The organism is Streptosporangium sp. LJ11 (assembly GCF_051918945.1).
In the GTDB taxonomy this organism is placed as follows: Bacteria; Actinomycetota; Actinomycetes; order Streptosporangiales; family Streptosporangiaceae; genus Streptosporangium.
The window spans coordinates 61,495-78,456 of record NZ_JBPXMB010000015.1 but is presented as its reverse complement, the minus strand read 5'-3'; the positions used below and the strand labels follow the sequence as shown (position 1 = coordinate 78,456).

Below are 16,962 nucleotides of genomic sequence, written 5' to 3'. Positions count from 1 at the left end.
CCGCGGAGGCCTTTTCCGTCACTAGCCTGACCCCATGAGAGCGGCGCTGAGGGTTCTGGGCGACCTGAGCGTCACCGCGGGGCTGGTCATCCTCCTCTTCTGCGCCTACCTCCTGTGGGGCACCGGCTCCTACACCGCCGGGCAGCAGGCGCTGCTGCGCAGAGAACTCCTGGGAGAGGAGATCCCGCCAGGCGGTGAGGCCGGAGGCCGGCGGGGAGAGCCGCCGGGGCCGATCCGGCTGGGCGGGGCGGTGGCGATGCTGGCGATTCCCAGGCTCGGGGACGACTACCGGTACGCCATCGTGGAAGGCGTCGACCAGGATCGGCTGCGGATGGGCCCCGGTCACTATCCCGGCACTGCCATGCCAGGAGAAATCGGTAATTTCGTTCTTTCGGGCCATCGGACCACCTACGCCGCCCCTTTCAGCCGCATCGACGAGCTCCGCCGGGGCGATCTCATCCTGGTCGACGCCCGCGAGGCCCGCTACACCTACCGCGTCACCGGCAGACGCGTCGTCGACCCCGGCGAGATCAGCGTGGTCGCCCCGGTTCCCGGCCGGCCGGGCCACGAGCCGACCAGAGCGCTGATCACCCTGTCCACCTGCCACCCGGAGTACTCGGCCGCCCTGCGGCTCATCGTCTCGGGGGAGCTGACGGGGCGTGAGGACCGCCTCGGGCGGTCCGGGTGAGCCGATAGACCCCGAACAGGAAGGCCCGGGTGACGCCCCGGACACGAAGGAGGTCCCATGTACGGCTGGATCTGGCGAATGCTTCCCGGAAACCTCGTGACCAGGGGGTTCGCCGCCCTGGTGCTGGCCGGGCTGGTCGCGGCCGTACTCTGGTATGTCGTGTTCCCTTGGATCGAACCTCGCGTCTCCCTCGACCTGACCACCGTGGGCCGATGAGCCGCGTCCTGGTCGTCGACAACCACGACAGCTTCGTCCACACCATCGTCCAGTATCTCCGCGAGCTCGGCGCCACCTGCGACGTGCGCCCGCGCGACCTGGTCGCGGTCGAGGACGCCCGTGGCTTCGACGGGATCCTGATCAGCCCCGGCCCCGGCACCCCGGAGGACGCGGGGGTGAGCGTCCCGCTCGTCGGCCACTGTGAGGCCCACGGCATCCCGCTGCTCGGCGTCTGCCTGGGACACCAGGCCATCGCCATCGCCCACGGGGCGACCGTGGGGCGGGCGCCCGAACTGGTGCACGGCCGTACCAGCGCGATCTCGCACGACCGGCGCGGCGTCTTCTCCGGCCTGCCGTCACCGGTGACCATGACGCGCTACCACTCGCTGGCCGTCCTGCCCGGGACGGTGCCCGAGATCCTCGAGGTCACCGCGACCAGCGACGACGGTGTGATCATGGGTTTGCGCCACCGTACCGCCCCCGTCGAGGGCGTGCAGTTCCACCCCGAATCGGTGATCTCGGAACACGGTCACCGGCTGCTCGGAAACTGGCTCGAAAGATTGTTGTAACGCGAAGCCCATCCTGAACGATTGACCAGTGAGAGTCCTTCCGCCATCGCCCCCGAGTGGCGGAAGGACTCTTCCCCGTTTCCGGGCCTTCCGGTTCCCGTCTCCCGGATCTTCCGGCCGGAAACCGGGTGACGACGTCCCGCAAGCCGGACGCCGCACACATCGAACGCCGCGAACTCCAGACGCCGCGAAAGCCATGGGAACGCGGGAACGGCCAAGAACGCCGGAAAGAGCGCGGGCGGGAGAGGAAAGAGGCCCCCGCGCGGTCGCGGGGGCCTCCGTCAGGTGCTCCGGTCAGTTCCCGTCGCCGGGCGGCGCCTCATCGAAGATCGTGCCGTCGTCGGGCTGCTCCGTGGGCGTGTCCTCCGTCGGCTCCTCGGGAATGGTCGGCTGCTCCTCGGGGAAGGTCGGCTCCTCGGTCGGCTCGGGCGGTGCCCCGCTCGACACGATCAGCGTGATGGTCGTCCCCTGCTGGTACTTGCCGCCCGCCTCGGGAGACTGGCTCAGCACGGTGTCCTTGGGCAGGTCGCTCGGCTGCGGGACGACCTTCCACTTGAAGCCCGCCTCCTTGAGCGCGTTCTTGGCGTCCCCGACCGTGAGGTTCACCACGGCCGGGACCTCCACCGCCTCCTTGGGAACGTAGATCCGGACGATGCTGCCCTTGTTGGCCTTCTTGCCCGGCGCGGGCACGGTCTCGAAGACGACGCCCTGCTTGCGGCTGGAGGGCTTGGTCTGCAGGTTGACCTCGAAGCCGGCGTCCTCAAGGGTCTTCGTGGCGTCCTCGGCGCTCATGTTGAGCACGGTGGGCACCTCGACCTTCTCGATCCCCTTGGAGACCTTGAGCGTCACCTCGGTGCCCTTGTCGACCTCGTGGTCGGCCGACGGGTCGCTCTCGATCACCGAGCCCTTGGGGATCTCCTCGTCGAACGCGTCGACGACCTTCACCTTCAGGCCGAGGTCCGTGAGCCTCTTGGTCGCCGCCTCCACGGTCTGCGAGACCAGCGGCGGGATCTTCACCTTGCCGCTGGTGGTGGGGGTGCCCGGCGAGCTGAGGAACATGTAGCCGACGCCGATGAAGGCACCGATGACCAGCAGCGGGATGAGGATCCACGCCGCGGTCTTGACCGCGGTGTTCCCGCCGCTCTGCTGCCGGCGACGGCCGCCCCCGCCGGTGCGCGGGCCGCCGCCCTCCTCGCCGTACTCGTACGCCGGGACGGCGGTGGTGCGCTGGGTGGCCGGGCCGCCCGGACCGCCGGGGCCCGGAGCCTGCATCGTCCGGGTGGCCGAGCCGTAGTTGTTGTTGGCGCTCAGCGCCATCGTCTGGGCGTCCGTCGGGATGCCGGACATCGCCCGCTGGATGTCGGCCCGCATCTCCCCGGCGCTCTGGTAGCGGTGCGCCGGGTCCTTGGCCATCGCCTTGAGCACGATGGCGTCGGCCCACTGGGGGATGTCGCGGTCGATCTGCGACGGCGGGATCGGGTCCTCGCGCACGTGCTGGTAGGCGATCGCGACCGGCGAGTCACCGGTGAACGGCGGCTGCCCGGTCAGCAGCTCGTACAGCACGCAGCCGGTGGAGTAGAGGTCGCTGCGGGCGTCGACCCGCTCGCCCCTGGCCTGCTCCGGCGAGAGGTACTGGGCGGTGCCGATCACCTGGGCGGTCTGCGTCATGGTCGCGGCCGAGTCGGCCATCGCGCGGGCGATGCCGAAGTCCATGACCTTCACGTCGCCGTTGCGCGTGATCATGATGTTCGCGGGCTTGATGTCGCGGTGGACGATGCCGCCGCGGTGGCTGTAGTCCAGCGCCCGCAGGATCCCGTCGACCAGCTCGGCGGCGCGCTCGGGCAGCAGCCGCCGGTCGGCCCGCAGCAGGTCGCGCAGCGTGCGGCCGTCGACGTACTCCATCACGATGTAGGGCACCGGCGCACCCTCGGAGACGTCCTCGCCGGTGTCGTAGACCGCGACGATGGACGGGTGGTTCAGTGACGCGGCGGACTGCGCCTCACGGCGGAAACGCGCCTGGAAGATGTGGTCCCTGGCCAGGTCCGCGCGAAGGGTCTTGATGGCGACGATCCGATCCAGCCGGATGTCTCGGGCGCGATAGACCTCGGCCATGCCGCCACGCCCGACGACGCCGTCAAGCTCGTAGCGATCGCCGAGGCGTCGGGGCTGAGTCATTTCCTGCACTGTCCCTTACCGTTCATCTTGGGTGCCGGTGAGCTCTTGGGCCACCGGTGTCCATCATCGACCCGTTGCCGCATCACGTCTCCTCATTCGGCGGGTCTGTGTCACCGGGTTCAGGAGTTGTGCTCGGTGTGAGGCTCGGTGTCACCGTCGGGGTGGTTGGTGTCGGGGTGGGAGTCGTCGGGCTGGGGCTGGGCGGTGGCGACGTACTCGGCCTTGCGGTGGGCGTGGCCGATGTGCTTACCGTAGCCGACGGCGTGACCGAGGGGCGGGCCGACTTCGTCGGCGAGAGCGATGGTCTGCTCGTCGGAGGCTTGCTTTTCGTCGGCCGTGCGGTCGGCGACGTGGTCGCCGGGCTCGACCGTACGACCGGTTCTCCCGGCTCGCTGTCACCGGGCTGGTTCGTCAGCTCGTGGACCGCCAGGGCACCCAGCCCGACCGCGGCGGCGCACCCCGCGACCGTGGCGACGATCACCGTCGTCCTGCGCAGACCGCGGCGCCCGCGACGCGCAGGGACGGCACCCGGCGGAGTCGTGCCCGCACCGGATCCCGCACCGGCGCCCGCGCCGTGACCGGGCCCCCTGCCGGAACCCCCGCCCGCCCCGGAGCCCGTGCCCTGACCGGGCTCGGGCCGGAGGGGGACGGCGAGGGCGGAGGTGACCTCCTGGGGCCACTCGCTCGCGGGCTCCGCGCGCCAGCCCACGGGGTCGGTGAGCATGCCGAGACCGGTGGCACCGGTGGCGGTCAGCGCGTCGAGCAGCATGTCCGCCCGTTCCGACAGTTCCCTGGCACCGGCCGGGCGCCGCAGCGGATCCTTGGCCAGGCACGCCATGACCAGGTCGCGGACCGCCGGCGGGATCCACTCCGGCAGCGGCGGCGGGGGTTCGCCGATGTGCATGAGGGCGATCGCCACCTGCGTCTCGGCGCGGAACGGCGCCTGCCCGGTCAGGCACTCGTAGGCGACCACACCGAGCGAGTAGATGTCGGTGGCGGGTGTGAGCGGGTCGCCGGACGCCTGCTCGGGGCTGACGTACTGCGCGGTGCCCATCAGGATGCCCGTCTGGGTGACCGGCACCGCCTCCAGCGCCCTGGCGATGCCGAAGTCTGTGATCTTTATCACGCCCGCCTCGGTCACCAGAAGGTTCCCGGGCTTGATGTCCCTGTGGATGATCCCCGCGCGGTGCGCGGCGTGCAGGCCCATGGCGGTCTGGCGGACCACGTCGAGGGTGATCTCGGGGCTCAGCGCGCCGTCGCGGGCCAGGATGCCGGCCAGGGACTGCCCGGGCACCAGCTCCATCACCAGGTAGGCGACGCCGCCGCCCTCGCCGTAGTCGAAGACCTGCGCGATGCCCGGGTCGGACAGCCCGGCCGCGATGCGCGCCTCGGAGCGGAACCGCAGGCGGAAGGCCGGATCCTCCGCCACGTGCGGGCGCAGCAGCTTCACCGCGACCTCGCGGCCGAGGAGCTCGTCCTTGGCTCGCCACACCTCACCCATGCCGCCCGACGCGATCCGCCCCAGCGGGCGATACCGGCCCCCGAGCAACGCGGTCATCTACCCAGCACCGCTTCCATCACGCTCTTGGCGATCGGGGCCGCGGTCTGACCGCCCGAGGCGTCGCTGCCGGCGCTCCCGGACTCGACGATCAGCGCGACGGCGACCTTGGGGTCCTCCGCGGGGGCGAAGGAGATGAACCACGCGTGCGGGTCACGGCCCTGGGCGGTCTCGGCGGTGCCGGTCTTGCCGCCGACCGTCACGCCCGGGATCTGCGCCGCGCTCGCCGTGCCCTTGTTGACGACGTTGACCATCATCTCCTGGAGCTTGCGCGCGCTCTCCTCGCTCATCGCGGTGTCCAGCTCGTCGGGGTCGGCGCTCGCGACCTCGCCACCCTCGGAGTCCGCGATCTTGTTCACCAGGTACGGCTTCATGACCACGCCGTTGTTGGCGATGCCGGCGGCGATCATGGCCATCTGCAACGGGGTCATCTGGTTGCTGCGCTGGCCGATCGAGGCCTGGGCGAGGGCCGCCTGGTCCTCCTCGGGGCCGATGTTGCTGGCCGCCACCGGCATCGGGATCGCCAGCTGCTCGCCGCCGATGCCGAACTTGGCCGCCTGGTCGCGCAGCGCCTCGTAACCGAGGTCCATCGCGATCTTGCCGAACGGCGTGTTGCAGGACTTCTCCAGCGCGAACGACAGCGTCACCCGCCCGGCGCCGCACGCCGCACCGCCGTAGTTGGGCAGGTCGGCGGTGGTGTTGGGCAGGTCGAGCCGCTGCGGGGCGTCGACCTGGGTCTCAGGGCCCACGGTGTCGTCGCTCTCCAGGTACGCGGCCGCGGTGACCACCTTGAAGGTCGAGCCCGGCGGGTAGGTGCGCTCGACCGCCCGGTTCAGCAGCGGCGTGTCCTCGTCGTTCTCCAGCTTCTTGGAGACCTCGTTCACCTGGGCCTTGTTGGCCTTGGACAGCGGGTTGGGGTCGTAGGTGGGGATCGAGACCATCGCGAGGATCGCCCCGGTCTTCGGCTCGATCGCGACCAGCGCGCCCTTCTTGCCGCTCTCGCCCAGCGCCTTGTACGCCGCCTCCTGCGCCCTGGGGTTGATCGTCAGGTCGACGTTGGCGCCCTTGCTCTGCTTGGCGGTGAACAGGTCGATGCTGCGCCGGATCAGCAGGTCGGCACTGGTGCCGTTGAGCAGGGAGTTCTCCGCCCGCTCGATGTTGCTCTCGCTCTCGGGCGCGAAGAACCCGGTGATGGGGGCGTAGACCTTGCCCTCGGGATAGCGGCGCTCGAAGCGGAACTCGGGGTCGCCGGTGTCGATCGACTCGGCGAGCACCTTGTTGCCCGCGGTGATGCGGCCGCGCTCGACCTCGTAACGCGCGTACAGGTTGCGGTCGTTGCGCGGGTTCGCGCGCAGATCGTCCGCCCGCACGGCCTGCAGGTAGTTCACATTGATCATGAGCAGGCCGAACATGAGCAGGCAGGCAAGGGCGGCGCGCTTGAGGGGACCGTTCATCGCTGGAACACCTGCGTCATTCCTTCGTCCTGGATGGCCTGGGGCGGAGGCTTCCTCGCCGTATCCGACATGCGTACCAGCAGCGCGATAAGGATCCAGTTAGCCAGCAGCGCCGATCCTCCCTGGGACATGAACGGGGTGACCAGGCCGGTCAGCGGGATCAGGTTGGTCACGCCGCCCACGATGATGAAGACCTGCCAGGCGAGGATGAACGACAGGCCGCCGGCCAGCAACTTGGAGAACGGCTCGCGGGCCGCGATCGAGGTGCGCAGGCCGCGCTCCACCAGCAGGGCGTAGACCATCAGCAGGGCCATCAGCCCGGTCAGGCCCAGCTCCTCGCCGGTGGCGGGGAAGATGAAGTCGGAGAAGGCCAGCGGGATCTCGTAGGGGTGGCCCTGGCCGAGGCCGGTGCCGAGTATGCCTCCCTCGCCCATGGCGAACAGGCCCTCCATGAGCTGCGCGCTGCCGCCGACCTTGTCGAAGAGCGCGGGGTCCTCGGGGTTGAGGAAGACCGTGAAGCGGTCCTGCACGTGGCTGAAGAGCAGCCCCGCCAGGACCGCTCCACCGATGAAGAGCAGGATGCCGATGAGCACCCACGAGGTGCGCTGGGTGGCGATGTAGAGCATCGCGATGAACGTGCCGAAGATCAGCAGCGAGGAGCCGAGGTCCTTCTGCAGGATCAGCACACCGAGGCTGAGGCCCCAGGTGATCAGGACCGGCCCCAGGTCGCGGGCCCGGGGCAGATCGATGAAGAGCAGCCGCCGCCCGGCCAGGGCGAGCACGTCGCGCTTGGCGACCAGGTAGCCGGCGAAGAAGATGACCAGGGCGAGCTTGGTGAACTCCGCCGGCTGGAGGGTGAAGCCGCCGATGCCGATCCAGATGCGGGCGCCGTTGATCTCCTTGCCGACGAACGGCAGCAGCGGCGAGACCAGCAGCGCCAGGCCGACGGCGCCCATGGTGTAGGTCAGACGCTGCAGCGCGCGGTGGTCGCGCAGCACGATCAGCGTCACGGAGAACATGACGACCCCGACCGCGGTCCACATCAGCTGGTTGGTGGCCGAGGCCCCCTTCATGCCGGACGCCTCGAGGCGATAGATGATCACCAGCCCGAGGCCGTTGACCAGCGTCACCAGCGGCAGGATCAGCGGGTCGGCCCAGGGCGCGAACCTGGCCAGCACCAGGTAGGCGGCGAGCATGAGGCCGCCCAGGCCGAGGCCGTAGGTGACCATTCCCGCCGGGATCTGCTCGTCGAGGGCCAACCCCACGTTGGCGTACGCCAGCATCACGATGGCGACCGCGAATGCGAGCATCGCCAACTGGGCCACCCGCCGTTTGGCGGGAAGCGGGACCGGCTCTGCGCTAGGGGTGCTCATGTGTTTACTGTGACCTTGTGGGTTCGGGAGCCCTGGCGGGCGCGGAGGACGCGGAGGCGCTCGGGGATGCGGTCGGTTCGTCCTTCCCGTCGGATGTGGCTGCGGACGTCTTCAGCTCTTCGATCTTCTTCAGGCCCGCCTCGACGGTGGGGACGGGGATGCCGTCGCGGACCTGGCCCTGCTGGAACGCGCCGAGAGTCGTGATCGATTCCGCGGTGCTCCGGGCGACGTCGAAGAGCTCGATGGGGCCCAGGTTGGTCTTCACGCCCTGGAAGACCACGATCTCGTTGCCCTTGGCCCCCACGAAGTACTGGTCCTCCAGCCACTGCCCGCCGAAGTACCAGCCTAAGCCGCCCCCGATGACGACGACGCCGCCCGCCACGGCCAGGAGAGGCCACAGCCGGCGGCGTTTGACCGGTCGGGCCGCGGCCCTGACGATCGGCTCGTCGGTGTCGGTGTCGTCGTCGTCGGAGATGACGGGTTGCGGCATGGTGACCGCGCTGGCACGGCCCGCCGGGGTGTCCGGCGGCTGTGACCGCGGCATGCTGGAACCGGCGGCGCCGACCACGGCCGCGTCGGTGCGCGGCACGTGGGTCTCGTCCACCTCCAGCACGTCGGCGAGGACGCAGGTGATGTTGTCGGGGCCGCCGCCCCGGTTGGCCAGGTCGATGAGGGTGCGGACCACCCCGTCGGGATCCTCGATCGTGGAGAGCGTGTGGTGCAGGGTCTCGGCGCTCACCACCCCGGACAGGCCGTCGGAGCAGAGCAGGTAGCGGTCGCCGATCTGGGCCTCGCGCAGGGACAGGTCGGGGTCGACCTCGCCGCTGCCGTCGAGCGCCCGCAACAGGATCGACCGCTGGGGGTGGGTGGCGGCCTCGTCCTGGGTGATCCGGCCGTCGTCCACCAGTGACTGCACGAGGGTGTGGTCGTGCGTGATCTGGTAGAGCTCTCCGGCTCGCAGCAGGTAGGCCCGCGAGTCGCCGACGTGGACCAGGGCGACCCTCGTCCCCGACCAGAGCATGGCGGTGAGGGTGGTGCCCATGCCCTTGAGGCTGGGGTTGTGACTCACCATCTCGTGCAGCTTGCGATTGGCGTCGCGTACCGCCGCCTCGATGGCGCTGAGCAGGTCACCTCCCTGGGCGTCCGTGTCGAGCAAGGACATCTCGGCGATGGCGACCGAGCTGGCCACCTCGCCGTGTGCGTGGCCGCCCATACCGTCCGCGACGGCGAGCAGGCGGCCGCTGGCGTAGGCGGAGTCCTCGTTGCCTTCGCGGAGGAGGCCGACGTCAGAGCGGGCGGCGTAACGGAGTGCGATGGTCATTTGCGCAATTCGATGACGGTCTTGCCAATGCGGATCGGAACACCGAGCGGCACCGGAGTCGGACGGGTGACTTTGGAGCGGTCAAGATACGTGCCGTTGGTGGAGCCGAGATCTTCCACGATCCACTGACCGTCCTGGGGGAAGAGCCGGGCGTGCCGGCTGGAGGCGTAGTCGTCGCTGACCACCAGCGTCGCGTCGTTCGCCCGGCCGATGGTGATGGGCGTCTCCGAGAGGGTAATGGTGGTGCCTTGGAGGGGGCCACCGGTGACGACCATCTCCCGGGGTTCCCCCTTCTTGGATTTGGCCGGGGTCTTCGCCGGCTTGGGCGCCTTGCGCGCGGGGACGGCGGCGGCCGTGCGTGAACCGAACAAGTCTGTCCGGATCACACCGACCGCGGCAATCACGAAGAACCACAGCACCGCGAGGAAGGCGAGCCGGATCAGCAGCAGCGTGAGCTCGGACATGGACCGTCTGTTTACCTTTAATCGCGCCGGAAAACCAGAGTCGTTCGCCCCAGCGTCACGCGAGTGCCGTTCTGGAGCTCGACCCGGCGAACCGGCTGGCCGTTGACGAAGGTGCCGTTCGTGGAGCCGAGGTCGACGAGCGCGACCAGGGGACCCTCCACTCGCAGCTCGGCGTGGTGCCGGGACACACCCGGGTCGACCAGCCGTAGATCGCAGTCGGTGCCCCTGCCGAGCAGGGTCACCGGTGTTGTCAGGTCGAAGGACCGCTGGCCCTGCGGGTCGTCCTGGGTGGACACCAGCAGGCGGGGGCGGCCTCCGAAGGCGTGGGATTTCGCGGCGGGCACGTCGCTCACCGGCTGGCGGATCTCGTCCTGCTCGACCGTCGCGCCACGGATCACGCCCGAGCGGATGCGGAACAGGCCGACCGCGAGGTCGTCGGCCGTCTCGAAGCGGACCCTGACCGGCCCCACGAAGGAGTAACCCTGTTCCTTGGCGTACTCCCTGGCGAGGTTGGCCAGCTCGTGGCTGATGCTGTCGGAGTAGACCTCCAACCGCTCGTTGTCGGTCGTGGACAGTTCGACCACGAAGTCGTTGGGCACGAGAGTGCGTCCCTGGGCGACGATCGCCGCCCGCTCGTCCATCTCCCGTTGGACCGCACTGGCGACCTCTACCGGCTGAAGGTCAGATTTGAACGCCCGTGCAAAGGCCCCTTCAACCAAACCTTCGAGCCTCCGCTCGAAACGCTGAAGGACTCCCACCGGGTACCTCCCCTCCTCCGTCTATGTGGTCGCGGCCGCTTGGGGGCTCGTTGGCTCGTTCCTCGCTCTCTCGCACCCAGCTGCTCCGCTTTCGCATCTAGGAGGATCGTATCCGGGTTCATGGGTACGGGCCGATCCGTGCTAATGTTTCGACCGCACCCAACAAGGGCGGGTGGCGGAACGGCAGACGCGCACGGTTCAGGTCCGTGTGTCCGAAAGGACGTGAGGGTTCAAATCCCTCCTCGCCCACAAGATCATCACCCCGGTCATGCGAGCATCGCGACCGGGGTTTTGTCGTTTCCTGGCGAACCGCGTATCCATCTGAGCCGTCCGTAAGGTCTCGTGGCGGGCCGAGTCGATCATCGATCAAGGTAGTCGCTCGCTCCGTTATAGAGAAGTCTCAGGGGTTACGCATGGGTCTTGTGGTTTTTGGACCGCTACGACATGCCTATCGGTTCTACCCGGCCACGCTTGCTGATCACTTTCGGATGACTTGCAGGGATTCGTCGGTGTCTGATTACGCTTACAGAGAACACGGGCCGGGAAAATATATTTTCCCGGCCCGTGTCGTCCTCCCACCGGTTCCGTGATCGATCTGGCCGGTCTCTCGCCGGCCTGGTGGGGCTCTCACCGGTCTGGACGGTACGTCGCCGCTCTTCCACCGGTCTCGCCGCTCCCGCCGGACGCAGGGAACGGCGAGGACCGCTAGCGGGCCGCGAGCATCCGTACGTCCAGGATCTCGCCGAGCAGGTCCGTGAGGCTCACCATGCCGATCACCTCGCCGCCGTCGGTGACCAGGCCCAGGTGCGCGTGGGCGTCCTGGAGCGCGGAGACCGCGTCGGGGATCGTGGTCTCCTTGGCCAGGCGTGGCACCGGGCGGGCGAGCTCGGCGGGACTCGCCTCCGGCCGGACGAGGATGTCCCTGACGTGCACCACGCCCAGGACGTCGCCCGGCCTGCCGGAGGTGACCAGCATGCGCAGGTGCCCGTCGCGTGCGGCGACCTGGCGCATCCGCTCGCTCGTCGCGTCGGCGGGCACCGAGGTGGTCTTCTCCAGCGGCAGCATCAGCCGCTCCACCGGCTGCTGGTGAACCCGCAGGGCCCGGGTGAGCAGGTCGTGCTCGTCGCGGTCGAGCAGGCCCATCCGGCCCGACTCGCCGACCAGCATCGCCAGCTGGACCGGGGTCCTGGTGGTGGCCAGCTCGTCCTTGGGATGCACCCCGAACAGTCTCAGGATCCCGTTCGTCAGCCCGTTGAGCGCGGCGAGCACCGGCCGGACGACCCAGGTGAAGCCGCGGAACGGCAGGGCCAGGCCCATCGCCGCCATCTCCGGGTGGGTCAGCGCCCACGACTTGGGAGCCATCTCGCCGATCACCATGTGCAGGAAGGTGACGAACGCCAGCGCGATCACGAGCGAGACGGGGACCCGCAGCGACTCGGGCAGGCCGACCGCGCCGAAAACCGGCTCCAGCAGGTGTTCGATGGCCGGTTCGGTCACCATGCCCAGGCCGAGCGAGCACAGTGTGATGCCCAGCTGGGCTCCGGCCAGCATCAGGGAGAGCTCCCTGCCGCCGCGCACGGCGGCGCGGGCGGCGAGCCGGGTCAACCGGCCTCCCCGGCCCGCGAGCTCCTCCAGGCGGTGCCTGCGGGCCGAGATCACCGCGAACTCGGCGGCGACGAAGAAGGCGTTGCCGATCAGCAGGGCCACGCCGAGCAGCAGGGCGGAGGTGGTGCTCATCGCCGCCTCGCCTCGCTCCGCTCGATCATGGGCGTCTCGGGGCCACGCTCGATCATCCGCGGCGCGGTCATCGCCGGTCGGTCCTCTTTCTCGGTTCTCGCCTCCGGGGCGTCCCCGGGATCGGCGTCCTGCGACGCGGTGAGCGACAGCCGCACCCACTCGGGGACCCTGCGGTACACCGAGAGCACGGTGAGCGCCGCCTCCCTCTCGTCGGCGCCGTCGTTCTCCAGGGGGTCGTTCCGTGACGTGAGAGTGACGGTCACCTGGTCGCCGGGCTCGGCCATCCGGCCGAGGGTGGCGAGCACGAGGCCCGCGACGGTGTCGTAGTCGTCGCTCTCGGGGAGTTGCAGGCCGATGGCCCGCTCGATCTCGTCCAGCCGGAGCGTGCCCGGCAGGTCCCAGGTGCCCTCGTCGCCCGCGATGACCCCGGCGGGCTCCGGGTCGTTCTCGTCGATGAGCTCGCCGACGAGCTCCTCCGCGAGGTCCTCTATGGTGACCACGCCGGCCAGGCCGCCGTACTCGTCGATGACGCACGCCAGGTCGTCGTGGGCGGTGCGCATGCGCTCCAGCACGAGGGGCAGCGGCGAGGAGGTGGGCACCAGGAGCGCGGGGCGGGTGATCTTTTCCAGCGTGCCGTCGGCCAGTCCCGACCTGAGCAGCTCGCGGACGCCGGTGACGCCGACGACGTCGTCGCCGTTCTGGTTGCAGAGCACCGGATAGCGGGAGTGACCGTGCCTGCGGACGGCGTCGATCAGGTCGGAGATCGGCCGGTCGTCCCTCAGCAGCACCACGCGGGGGCGCGGCACCATGACGTCCTCGGCGGTGCGGTCGCCGAACTCCAGAGCGCGGCCCAGCAGCTCCGACAACCTCGGCGGCAGGTCACCCGTGGTGGCGGACTCGGAGATGATCCGGGACAGCTCCTCGGGGCTGGCGCCGTGCTCGATCTCCTCCACCGGCTCCACGCCGACCCGGCGCAGCAGGCCGGTGGCGGCGGAGTCGAACAGGCGGATGACCGGCCCGGCGATCCGCAGGTAGATCATCGTCGAGCGGGCGAGGAACTTCGCCACCGGCTCGGGACGGGCGATGCCCAGGTTCTTGGGGGCCAGCTCACCGAAGACCATCTGGATGACGGTGGCCACCGCGACGGCCAGCGCCACGGCGATGCCGGGTACGGCCCCACTCGGCACTCCCGCGGTCTCCAGCCAGGGGCGGATGACCGTGGCGATGGCGGGTTCCGAGATGAAGCCGACGAGCAGGGCGGTCACGGTGATGCCGAGTTGCGCCCCCGACAGCATGAACGACAGGCGTCCCGTCACCTCCAGCGCCCGTGCCGCGGCCGCGTCGCCGGAGTCGGCCTGCTCGCGCAGCACGCCGCGGTCCGCCGCGACGAAGGCGAACTCCTGGGCCACGAAATAGCCGGTGGCGAGGGTGAGCAGGAGGATGGCCAGCAGGCCCAGAGCCGTGTTCACCGGGCGGCTCTCCCGGTCGGTTCAGTGGTGCCCGTGCGTTCGCACGGGCAGGTATTCCACGGGTCCGGAGTGGACACGATCATCCTTTCGAGCAGAGGTAGTCCTCTACCGTAACGATCCGGGTGGGGGTCGATGTTTCCGGATCGGCCGACGATCGCATTGTTGGTCGCTAACAACCTGTCTGAGTACTTTTACACAGGGAAACCTTGGGCGCCTGGCGGCAGGCGCTCCAGCCACGACGTAGCGTCGATAATGACGTTTTCACCATGAGATCAAGAAGTGGCGGGACAAGACGTGGCTGACAGGCCCGAAGACGACGATCGCACTCGCGCGCTGCGATCGCCCACGCCGGGGCCCGTGCCGCCGAGAGCGGCCGGGCAGCCCGCCTACCCCTCGCCTGGCGGCCCGGGGACGCCCGTCCGGCAGCCGGCGTCCTCGCGGCGGGAGGCACCCGTCCGGGAGGAGACGCCGCGCGAGGTGCCGCCGCCCCGGGGCGGGCGGGTGTACGGCAAGGCCAGGTCGGGTTCCAGCCCGGTCAAGCCGCTGAACGCGCCCCCGGCCCCGCCCGGGGACTCCGGCGGCCGGGGAAGCGGGAGCGCGTCGCGCATGCCCGGCTGGCGGCCGAAGCGTCCCGGCAGGCTCATCGTACGGATCCTCGCCGGGCTGGTCGTCGTGCTGCTCGTCCTGGCCGTCGGCGGATATTTCATGATCAACTCGCGGCTGACCAAGATAGAGGCGCTCACCGACTACGAGGGCCGTCCCGCCGACACCCCCGGCACCAACTGGCTGCTGGTCGGCTCCGACAGCCGCGCCGGCCTGACCGCGGCCCAGCGCAGGAAGCTCGCCACGGGCAAGGCCGTGGGCCGCAGGACCGACACGATGATGCTGCTGCACATCCCCGAAGGCGACGGCCGCCCGACCCTGGTCAGCCTCCCGCGTGACTCGTACGTGCCGATCGACGGTCACGGCAGCAACAAGCTCAACGCCGCCTACGCCTTCCAGGGCGGCCAGCAACTGCTTCCCAAGACCGTGGAGCAGGTCACCGGGCTGCGTCTCGACCACTACATGGAGATCGGCTTCGGCGGCTTCGTGGGGATCGTGGACGCCATCGGCGGGGTCGAGATCAACGTCAAGCAGGCGATCAAGGACCCCAAGGCCGGGATCAACCTGAAGAAGGGCCTGCAGACGATGGACGGGGGGACGGCCCTCGGCTACGTCCGCACCCGCGCCACCGGCGCGATCCCCGACCTCGACAGGACCCAGCGCCAGCGCCAGTTCTTCTCCGCGGTGGTGAAGAAGGCGGCCAGCCCCGGCGTCCTGATCAACCCCTTCACGTCCGTCCCGCTCGCGCTGAGCGCGGCCGACTCGGTGTCCGTCGGCGAGGAGACCGGCGCCTTCGACCTGCTCTCCCTCGGCCTCGCCATGGGCGGCAACCCGGTCACCACGGTCGTGCCCATCGGCTCCCTGCCCACCATCGACGGCCAGTCCGTCGTCAAGTGGGACCGGGAGAAGGCCCTGCGCATGTTCGAGGCCCTGGCCCAGGACAAGCCCGTTCCCGAGGACGCCCTCGGCAAGTGACGACCCGCCCCGGCCCCCGGGCCGGGGCGCCGGCGGGCGGTTCCCGTCCACGGCACCTTCCTCCGGCCCTCTCGCCCCGGTCTTCCCCGCGAAGCGACGCGAAGACGACGCGAAGACGACGCGAAGGCGGGGCGGGCACGGGACCGGACGTCCTCGCCGGGCGGAGCACCTTCGTGACAGTGCCCGCCCGGCGAGGGCCGGCGGACCTCAGCTGCCGCTGCTGACGACGACCCCCGCCATCACGGCCGTCATGACGGCGGCGTTGACGGCGGCGATGGTCCGGGAGACCGCCTTGCCGGCCCACTCGCCCTCGGTGATCTCCTTGATCCGCTCCTTGCTCGCGCCGGGAAACGCCTTTCGGTCGATCTTGGCCGCGTGCAGGATCGCGATCAGCACCGCGGCCCGCTCGTCGGGGGTGGCGCCGGACAGCACGCTCTGGACCCGCTCGCGGATCGCCAGCTCGACGCCCGGGTCACGCTCGGGGTAGCGGGTGCTCGGGAAGATCCCCAGGATCTTGCGCCGCTCCTCGTCCAGCACGCCCCGCTCCGCCAGGCGCGACAGCAGGCGGGCGCGAAGCTTGCCGGAGTGGAGCCTTGGCACCCACCACTCGGGCTTGCGCGCCTTGGACTCCGCCGCGATCCTGGCCAGCGCCGTGTCGAGCTCCTCGTCCCCGACCGGGGTCGCGTCGAGAACGGCGACCTTCCTGTCCGCGAGGTCGATCCGGCCGCCGACGGCCAGTTCCGCCAGCAACGCGCCGCCGAGCGCGGCGTCCAGTTCCGAGGAGCCGATGAGTTGTCTGCCCTGCTCCTCGTCGTACGCGAGCAGGAGCACTTCCTCAGCGATCGTCGTCATCGTTCGACACTACGTCGCGGGCGCTTCGCGGCCGTAAGCACTCCGTAAGCGATCTAGGGCGGTATCGCGGATAGCGTCGGCACCGAGGCCTGAGGGACGTCTCGGCTTCCTCGCCGTAACCGGAGGCCAGGGTCTCCACACCGGAGGTATGCGATGGGAGTCCAGATGAGGGTCAAGAGGCTGCTCCGGCACCCCGTCACGTGGGGTGTCCTGGCGCTGGGCGCCGTCGCGCTCGGTGTCGCGCTGTACCTGTTCCAGCCATGGCGCCTGTTCACCACCGTCGAGGTGAACGAGGCGCTGCCCGCCGCGGCCGCGTCCCCCGGGCCGGAGGCCACCCGGCAGGACGAGACGGGCGGGCCCGCCAGGGCCACCGAGACCGCTCAGGACCCGGAGCCGAAGGTCCTGGCCACGGGCACGTTCATCTCCCACGAGCACGAGACCGAGGGCAGGGCGAGGGTGCTGGAGCTGCCCGACGGGAGCCGGGTCCTGCGGATCGAGGACCTGAACACCTCCGACGGCCCGGACCTGCGGGTCTGGCTCAGTGACCAGCCCGTCAAGAAGGGCAACGCGGGATGGTTCAACCTGGACGACGGCAAGCACCTCGAACTCGGCGACCTGAAGGGCAACAAGGGCAACGCCAACTACGTCATTCCCGCCGGGGCCGACCTCGACAGCCTGAAGTCCGTCACCATCTGGTGCAGGCGCTTCAGCGTCTCCTTCGGCGCCGCCGCCCTGACCTGACACAATCTC

At 70.0% G+C, this 16,962-nt stretch carries 15 protein-coding genes and 1 tRNA gene; 6 read left to right on the top strand and 10 right to left on the bottom strand.

Features of this window, described 5'->3' with window-relative positions; translation table 11 throughout:
* The first annotated feature begins 34 nt into the window (after positions 1 to 34).
* From ACTOQ3_RS22470 to ACTOQ3_RS22460, 3 genes are read left to right on the top strand one after another with little or no spacing between them, the layout of a single operon-like run.
* Positions 35 to 688 carry a class E sortase gene (locus tag ACTOQ3_RS22470; protein WP_440085310.1) on the top strand — a complete coding sequence of 218 codons (654 nt, stop codon included), beginning with the start codon at positions 35 to 37 and terminating at the stop codon, positions 686 to 688.
* Positions 689 to 745: 57 nt separating this feature from the next.
* Entirely contained in the window at positions 746 to 904 is a 159-nt protein-coding gene (locus ACTOQ3_RS22465) for a hypothetical protein (protein ID WP_440085309.1), read from the top strand.
* Entirely contained in the window at positions 901 to 1,473 is a 573-nt protein-coding gene (locus ACTOQ3_RS22460; protein WP_440085308.1) for an anthranilate synthase component II, read from the top strand. The genes ACTOQ3_RS22465 and ACTOQ3_RS22460 overlap by 4 nt, the downstream gene beginning before the upstream one ends.
* A 294-nt stretch (positions 1,474 to 1,767) precedes the next feature.
* Here the strand turns inward: ACTOQ3_RS22460 and pknB are convergent, their stop codons facing one another.
* From pknB to ACTOQ3_RS22425, 7 genes are all read right to left on the bottom strand, one after another.
* Positions 1,768 to 3,648 (bottom strand): Stk1 family PASTA domain-containing Ser/Thr kinase, encoded by a 1,881-nt coding sequence (pknB, locus tag ACTOQ3_RS22455; protein ID WP_440085306.1) that lies wholly within the window; start codon positions 3,646 to 3,648, stop codon positions 1,768 to 1,770.
* Positions 3,649 to 3,730: 82 nt separating this feature from the next.
* On the bottom strand, positions 3,731 to 5,206 hold the full coding sequence (locus ACTOQ3_RS22450) for a serine/threonine-protein kinase (protein WP_440085305.1): 1,476 nt from the start codon (positions 5,204 to 5,206) through the stop codon (positions 3,731 to 3,733).
* Positions 5,203 to 6,660, bottom strand: a complete 1,458-nt coding sequence (locus tag ACTOQ3_RS22445; RefSeq protein WP_440085303.1) for a peptidoglycan D,D-transpeptidase FtsI family protein — start codon at positions 6,658 to 6,660, stop codon at positions 5,203 to 5,205. The genes ACTOQ3_RS22450 and ACTOQ3_RS22445 overlap by 4 nt, the downstream gene beginning before the upstream one ends.
* Positions 6,657 to 8,033: an FtsW/RodA/SpoVE family cell cycle protein gene (locus ACTOQ3_RS22440; protein ID WP_440085302.1), complete on the bottom strand. Its 1,377-nt coding sequence runs from the start codon at positions 8,031 to 8,033 to the stop codon at positions 6,657 to 6,659. Before ACTOQ3_RS22440 ends, ACTOQ3_RS22445 begins: the two co-directional genes overlap by 4 nt.
* 4 nt (positions 8,034 to 8,037) lie before the next feature.
* Positions 8,038 to 9,354: a PP2C family protein-serine/threonine phosphatase gene (locus tag ACTOQ3_RS22435; RefSeq protein ID WP_440085300.1), complete on the bottom strand. Its 1,317-nt coding sequence runs from the start codon at positions 9,352 to 9,354 to the stop codon at positions 8,038 to 8,040.
* Complete coding sequence (locus ACTOQ3_RS22430) at positions 9,351 to 9,818, bottom strand: FHA domain-containing protein FhaB/FipA (protein ID WP_440085299.1); 468 nt, start codon at positions 9,816 to 9,818, stop codon at positions 9,351 to 9,353. The genes ACTOQ3_RS22435 and ACTOQ3_RS22430 overlap by 4 nt, the downstream gene beginning before the upstream one ends.
* Positions 9,819 to 9,835: 17 nt before the next feature.
* A complete protein-coding gene (locus ACTOQ3_RS22425; protein WP_329088344.1) occupies positions 9,836 to 10,576 on the bottom strand; it encodes a DUF3662 and FHA domain-containing protein in 741 nt (246 codons plus the stop codon).
* A gap of 166 nt (positions 10,577 to 10,742) precedes the next feature.
* On the opposite strand from ACTOQ3_RS22425, the gene ACTOQ3_RS22420 reads away from it, so the two are divergent.
* Positions 10,743 to 10,825 (top strand) — tRNA-Leu (locus ACTOQ3_RS22420).
* 456 nt (positions 10,826 to 11,281) lie between these two features.
* Here the strand turns inward: ACTOQ3_RS22420 and ACTOQ3_RS22415 are convergent.
* Positions 11,282 to 12,313, bottom strand: coding sequence for a hemolysin family protein (locus ACTOQ3_RS22415; RefSeq protein WP_440085297.1), 1,032 nt, complete (start codon positions 12,311 to 12,313; stop codon positions 11,282 to 11,284).
* Positions 12,310 to 13,782 carry a hemolysin family protein gene (locus tag ACTOQ3_RS22410; RefSeq protein WP_440085296.1) on the bottom strand — a complete coding sequence of 491 codons (1,473 nt, stop codon included), beginning with the start codon at positions 13,780 to 13,782 and terminating at the stop codon, positions 12,310 to 12,312. Before ACTOQ3_RS22410 ends, ACTOQ3_RS22415 begins: the two co-directional genes overlap by 4 nt.
* A gap of 357 nt (positions 13,783 to 14,139) precedes the next feature.
* On the opposite strand from ACTOQ3_RS22410, the gene ACTOQ3_RS22405 reads away from it, so the two are divergent.
* Positions 14,140 to 15,360, top strand: a complete 1,221-nt coding sequence (locus ACTOQ3_RS22405; RefSeq protein WP_440085295.1) for an LCP family protein — start codon at positions 14,140 to 14,142, stop codon at positions 15,358 to 15,360.
* Positions 15,361 to 15,567: 207 nt separating this feature from the next.
* Here the strand turns inward: ACTOQ3_RS22405 and ACTOQ3_RS22400 are convergent, their stop codons facing one another.
* Positions 15,568 to 16,212 carry a GOLPH3/VPS74 family protein gene (locus tag ACTOQ3_RS22400; RefSeq protein WP_440085294.1) on the bottom strand — a complete coding sequence of 215 codons (645 nt, stop codon included), beginning with the start codon at positions 16,210 to 16,212 and terminating at the stop codon, positions 15,568 to 15,570.
* Positions 16,213 to 16,377: 165 nt separating this feature from the next.
* Here ACTOQ3_RS22400 and ACTOQ3_RS22395 point away from each other — a divergent pair, with 165 nt between their 5' ends.
* Positions 16,378 to 16,953 carry a DM13 domain-containing protein gene (locus ACTOQ3_RS22395; protein WP_440085293.1) on the top strand — a complete coding sequence of 192 codons (576 nt, stop codon included), beginning with the start codon at positions 16,378 to 16,380 and terminating at the stop codon, positions 16,951 to 16,953.
* Positions 16,954 to 16,962 lie beyond the last annotated feature (9 nt).

Excerpts from the sequence above, each read along its gene's own strand:
- ACTOQ3_RS22430 (WP_440085299.1), bottom strand. The coding sequence starts at position 9,818 with ATGTCCGAGCTCACGCTGCTGCTGATCCGGCTCGCCTTCCTCGCGGTG.
- ACTOQ3_RS22440 (WP_440085302.1), bottom strand. The coding sequence starts at position 8,033 with ATGAGCACCCCTAGCGCAGAGCCGGTCCCGCTTCCCGCCAAACGGCGG.
- ACTOQ3_RS22470 (WP_440085310.1), top strand. The coding sequence starts at position 35 with ATGAGAGCGGCGCTGAGGGTTCTGGGCGACCTGAGCGTCACCGCGGGG.
- ACTOQ3_RS22400 (WP_440085294.1), bottom strand. The coding sequence starts at position 16,212 with ATGACGACGATCGCTGAGGAAGTGCTCCTGCTCGCGTACGACGAGGAG.
- ACTOQ3_RS22445 (WP_440085303.1), bottom strand. The coding sequence starts at position 6,660 with ATGAACGGTCCCCTCAAGCGCGCCGCCCTTGCCTGCCTGCTCATGTTC.
- ACTOQ3_RS22415 (WP_440085297.1), bottom strand. The coding sequence starts at position 12,313 with ATGAGCACCACCTCCGCCCTGCTGCTCGGCGTGGCCCTGCTGATCGGC.
- ACTOQ3_RS22395 (WP_440085293.1), top strand. The coding sequence starts at position 16,378 with ATGAGGGTCAAGAGGCTGCTCCGGCACCCCGTCACGTGGGGTGTCCTG.
- pknB (WP_440085306.1), bottom strand. The coding sequence starts at position 3,648 with ATGACTCAGCCCCGACGCCTCGGCGATCGCTACGAGCTTGACGGCGTC.
- ACTOQ3_RS22450 (WP_440085305.1), bottom strand. The coding sequence starts at position 5,206 with ATGACCGCGTTGCTCGGGGGCCGGTATCGCCCGCTGGGGCGGATCGCG.
- ACTOQ3_RS22460 (WP_440085308.1), top strand. The coding sequence starts at position 901 with ATGAGCCGCGTCCTGGTCGTCGACAACCACGACAGCTTCGTCCACACC.
- ACTOQ3_RS22465 (WP_440085309.1), top strand. The coding sequence starts at position 746 with ATGTACGGCTGGATCTGGCGAATGCTTCCCGGAAACCTCGTGACCAGG.
- ACTOQ3_RS22435 (WP_440085300.1), bottom strand. The coding sequence starts at position 9,354 with ATGACCATCGCACTCCGTTACGCCGCCCGCTCTGACGTCGGCCTCCTC.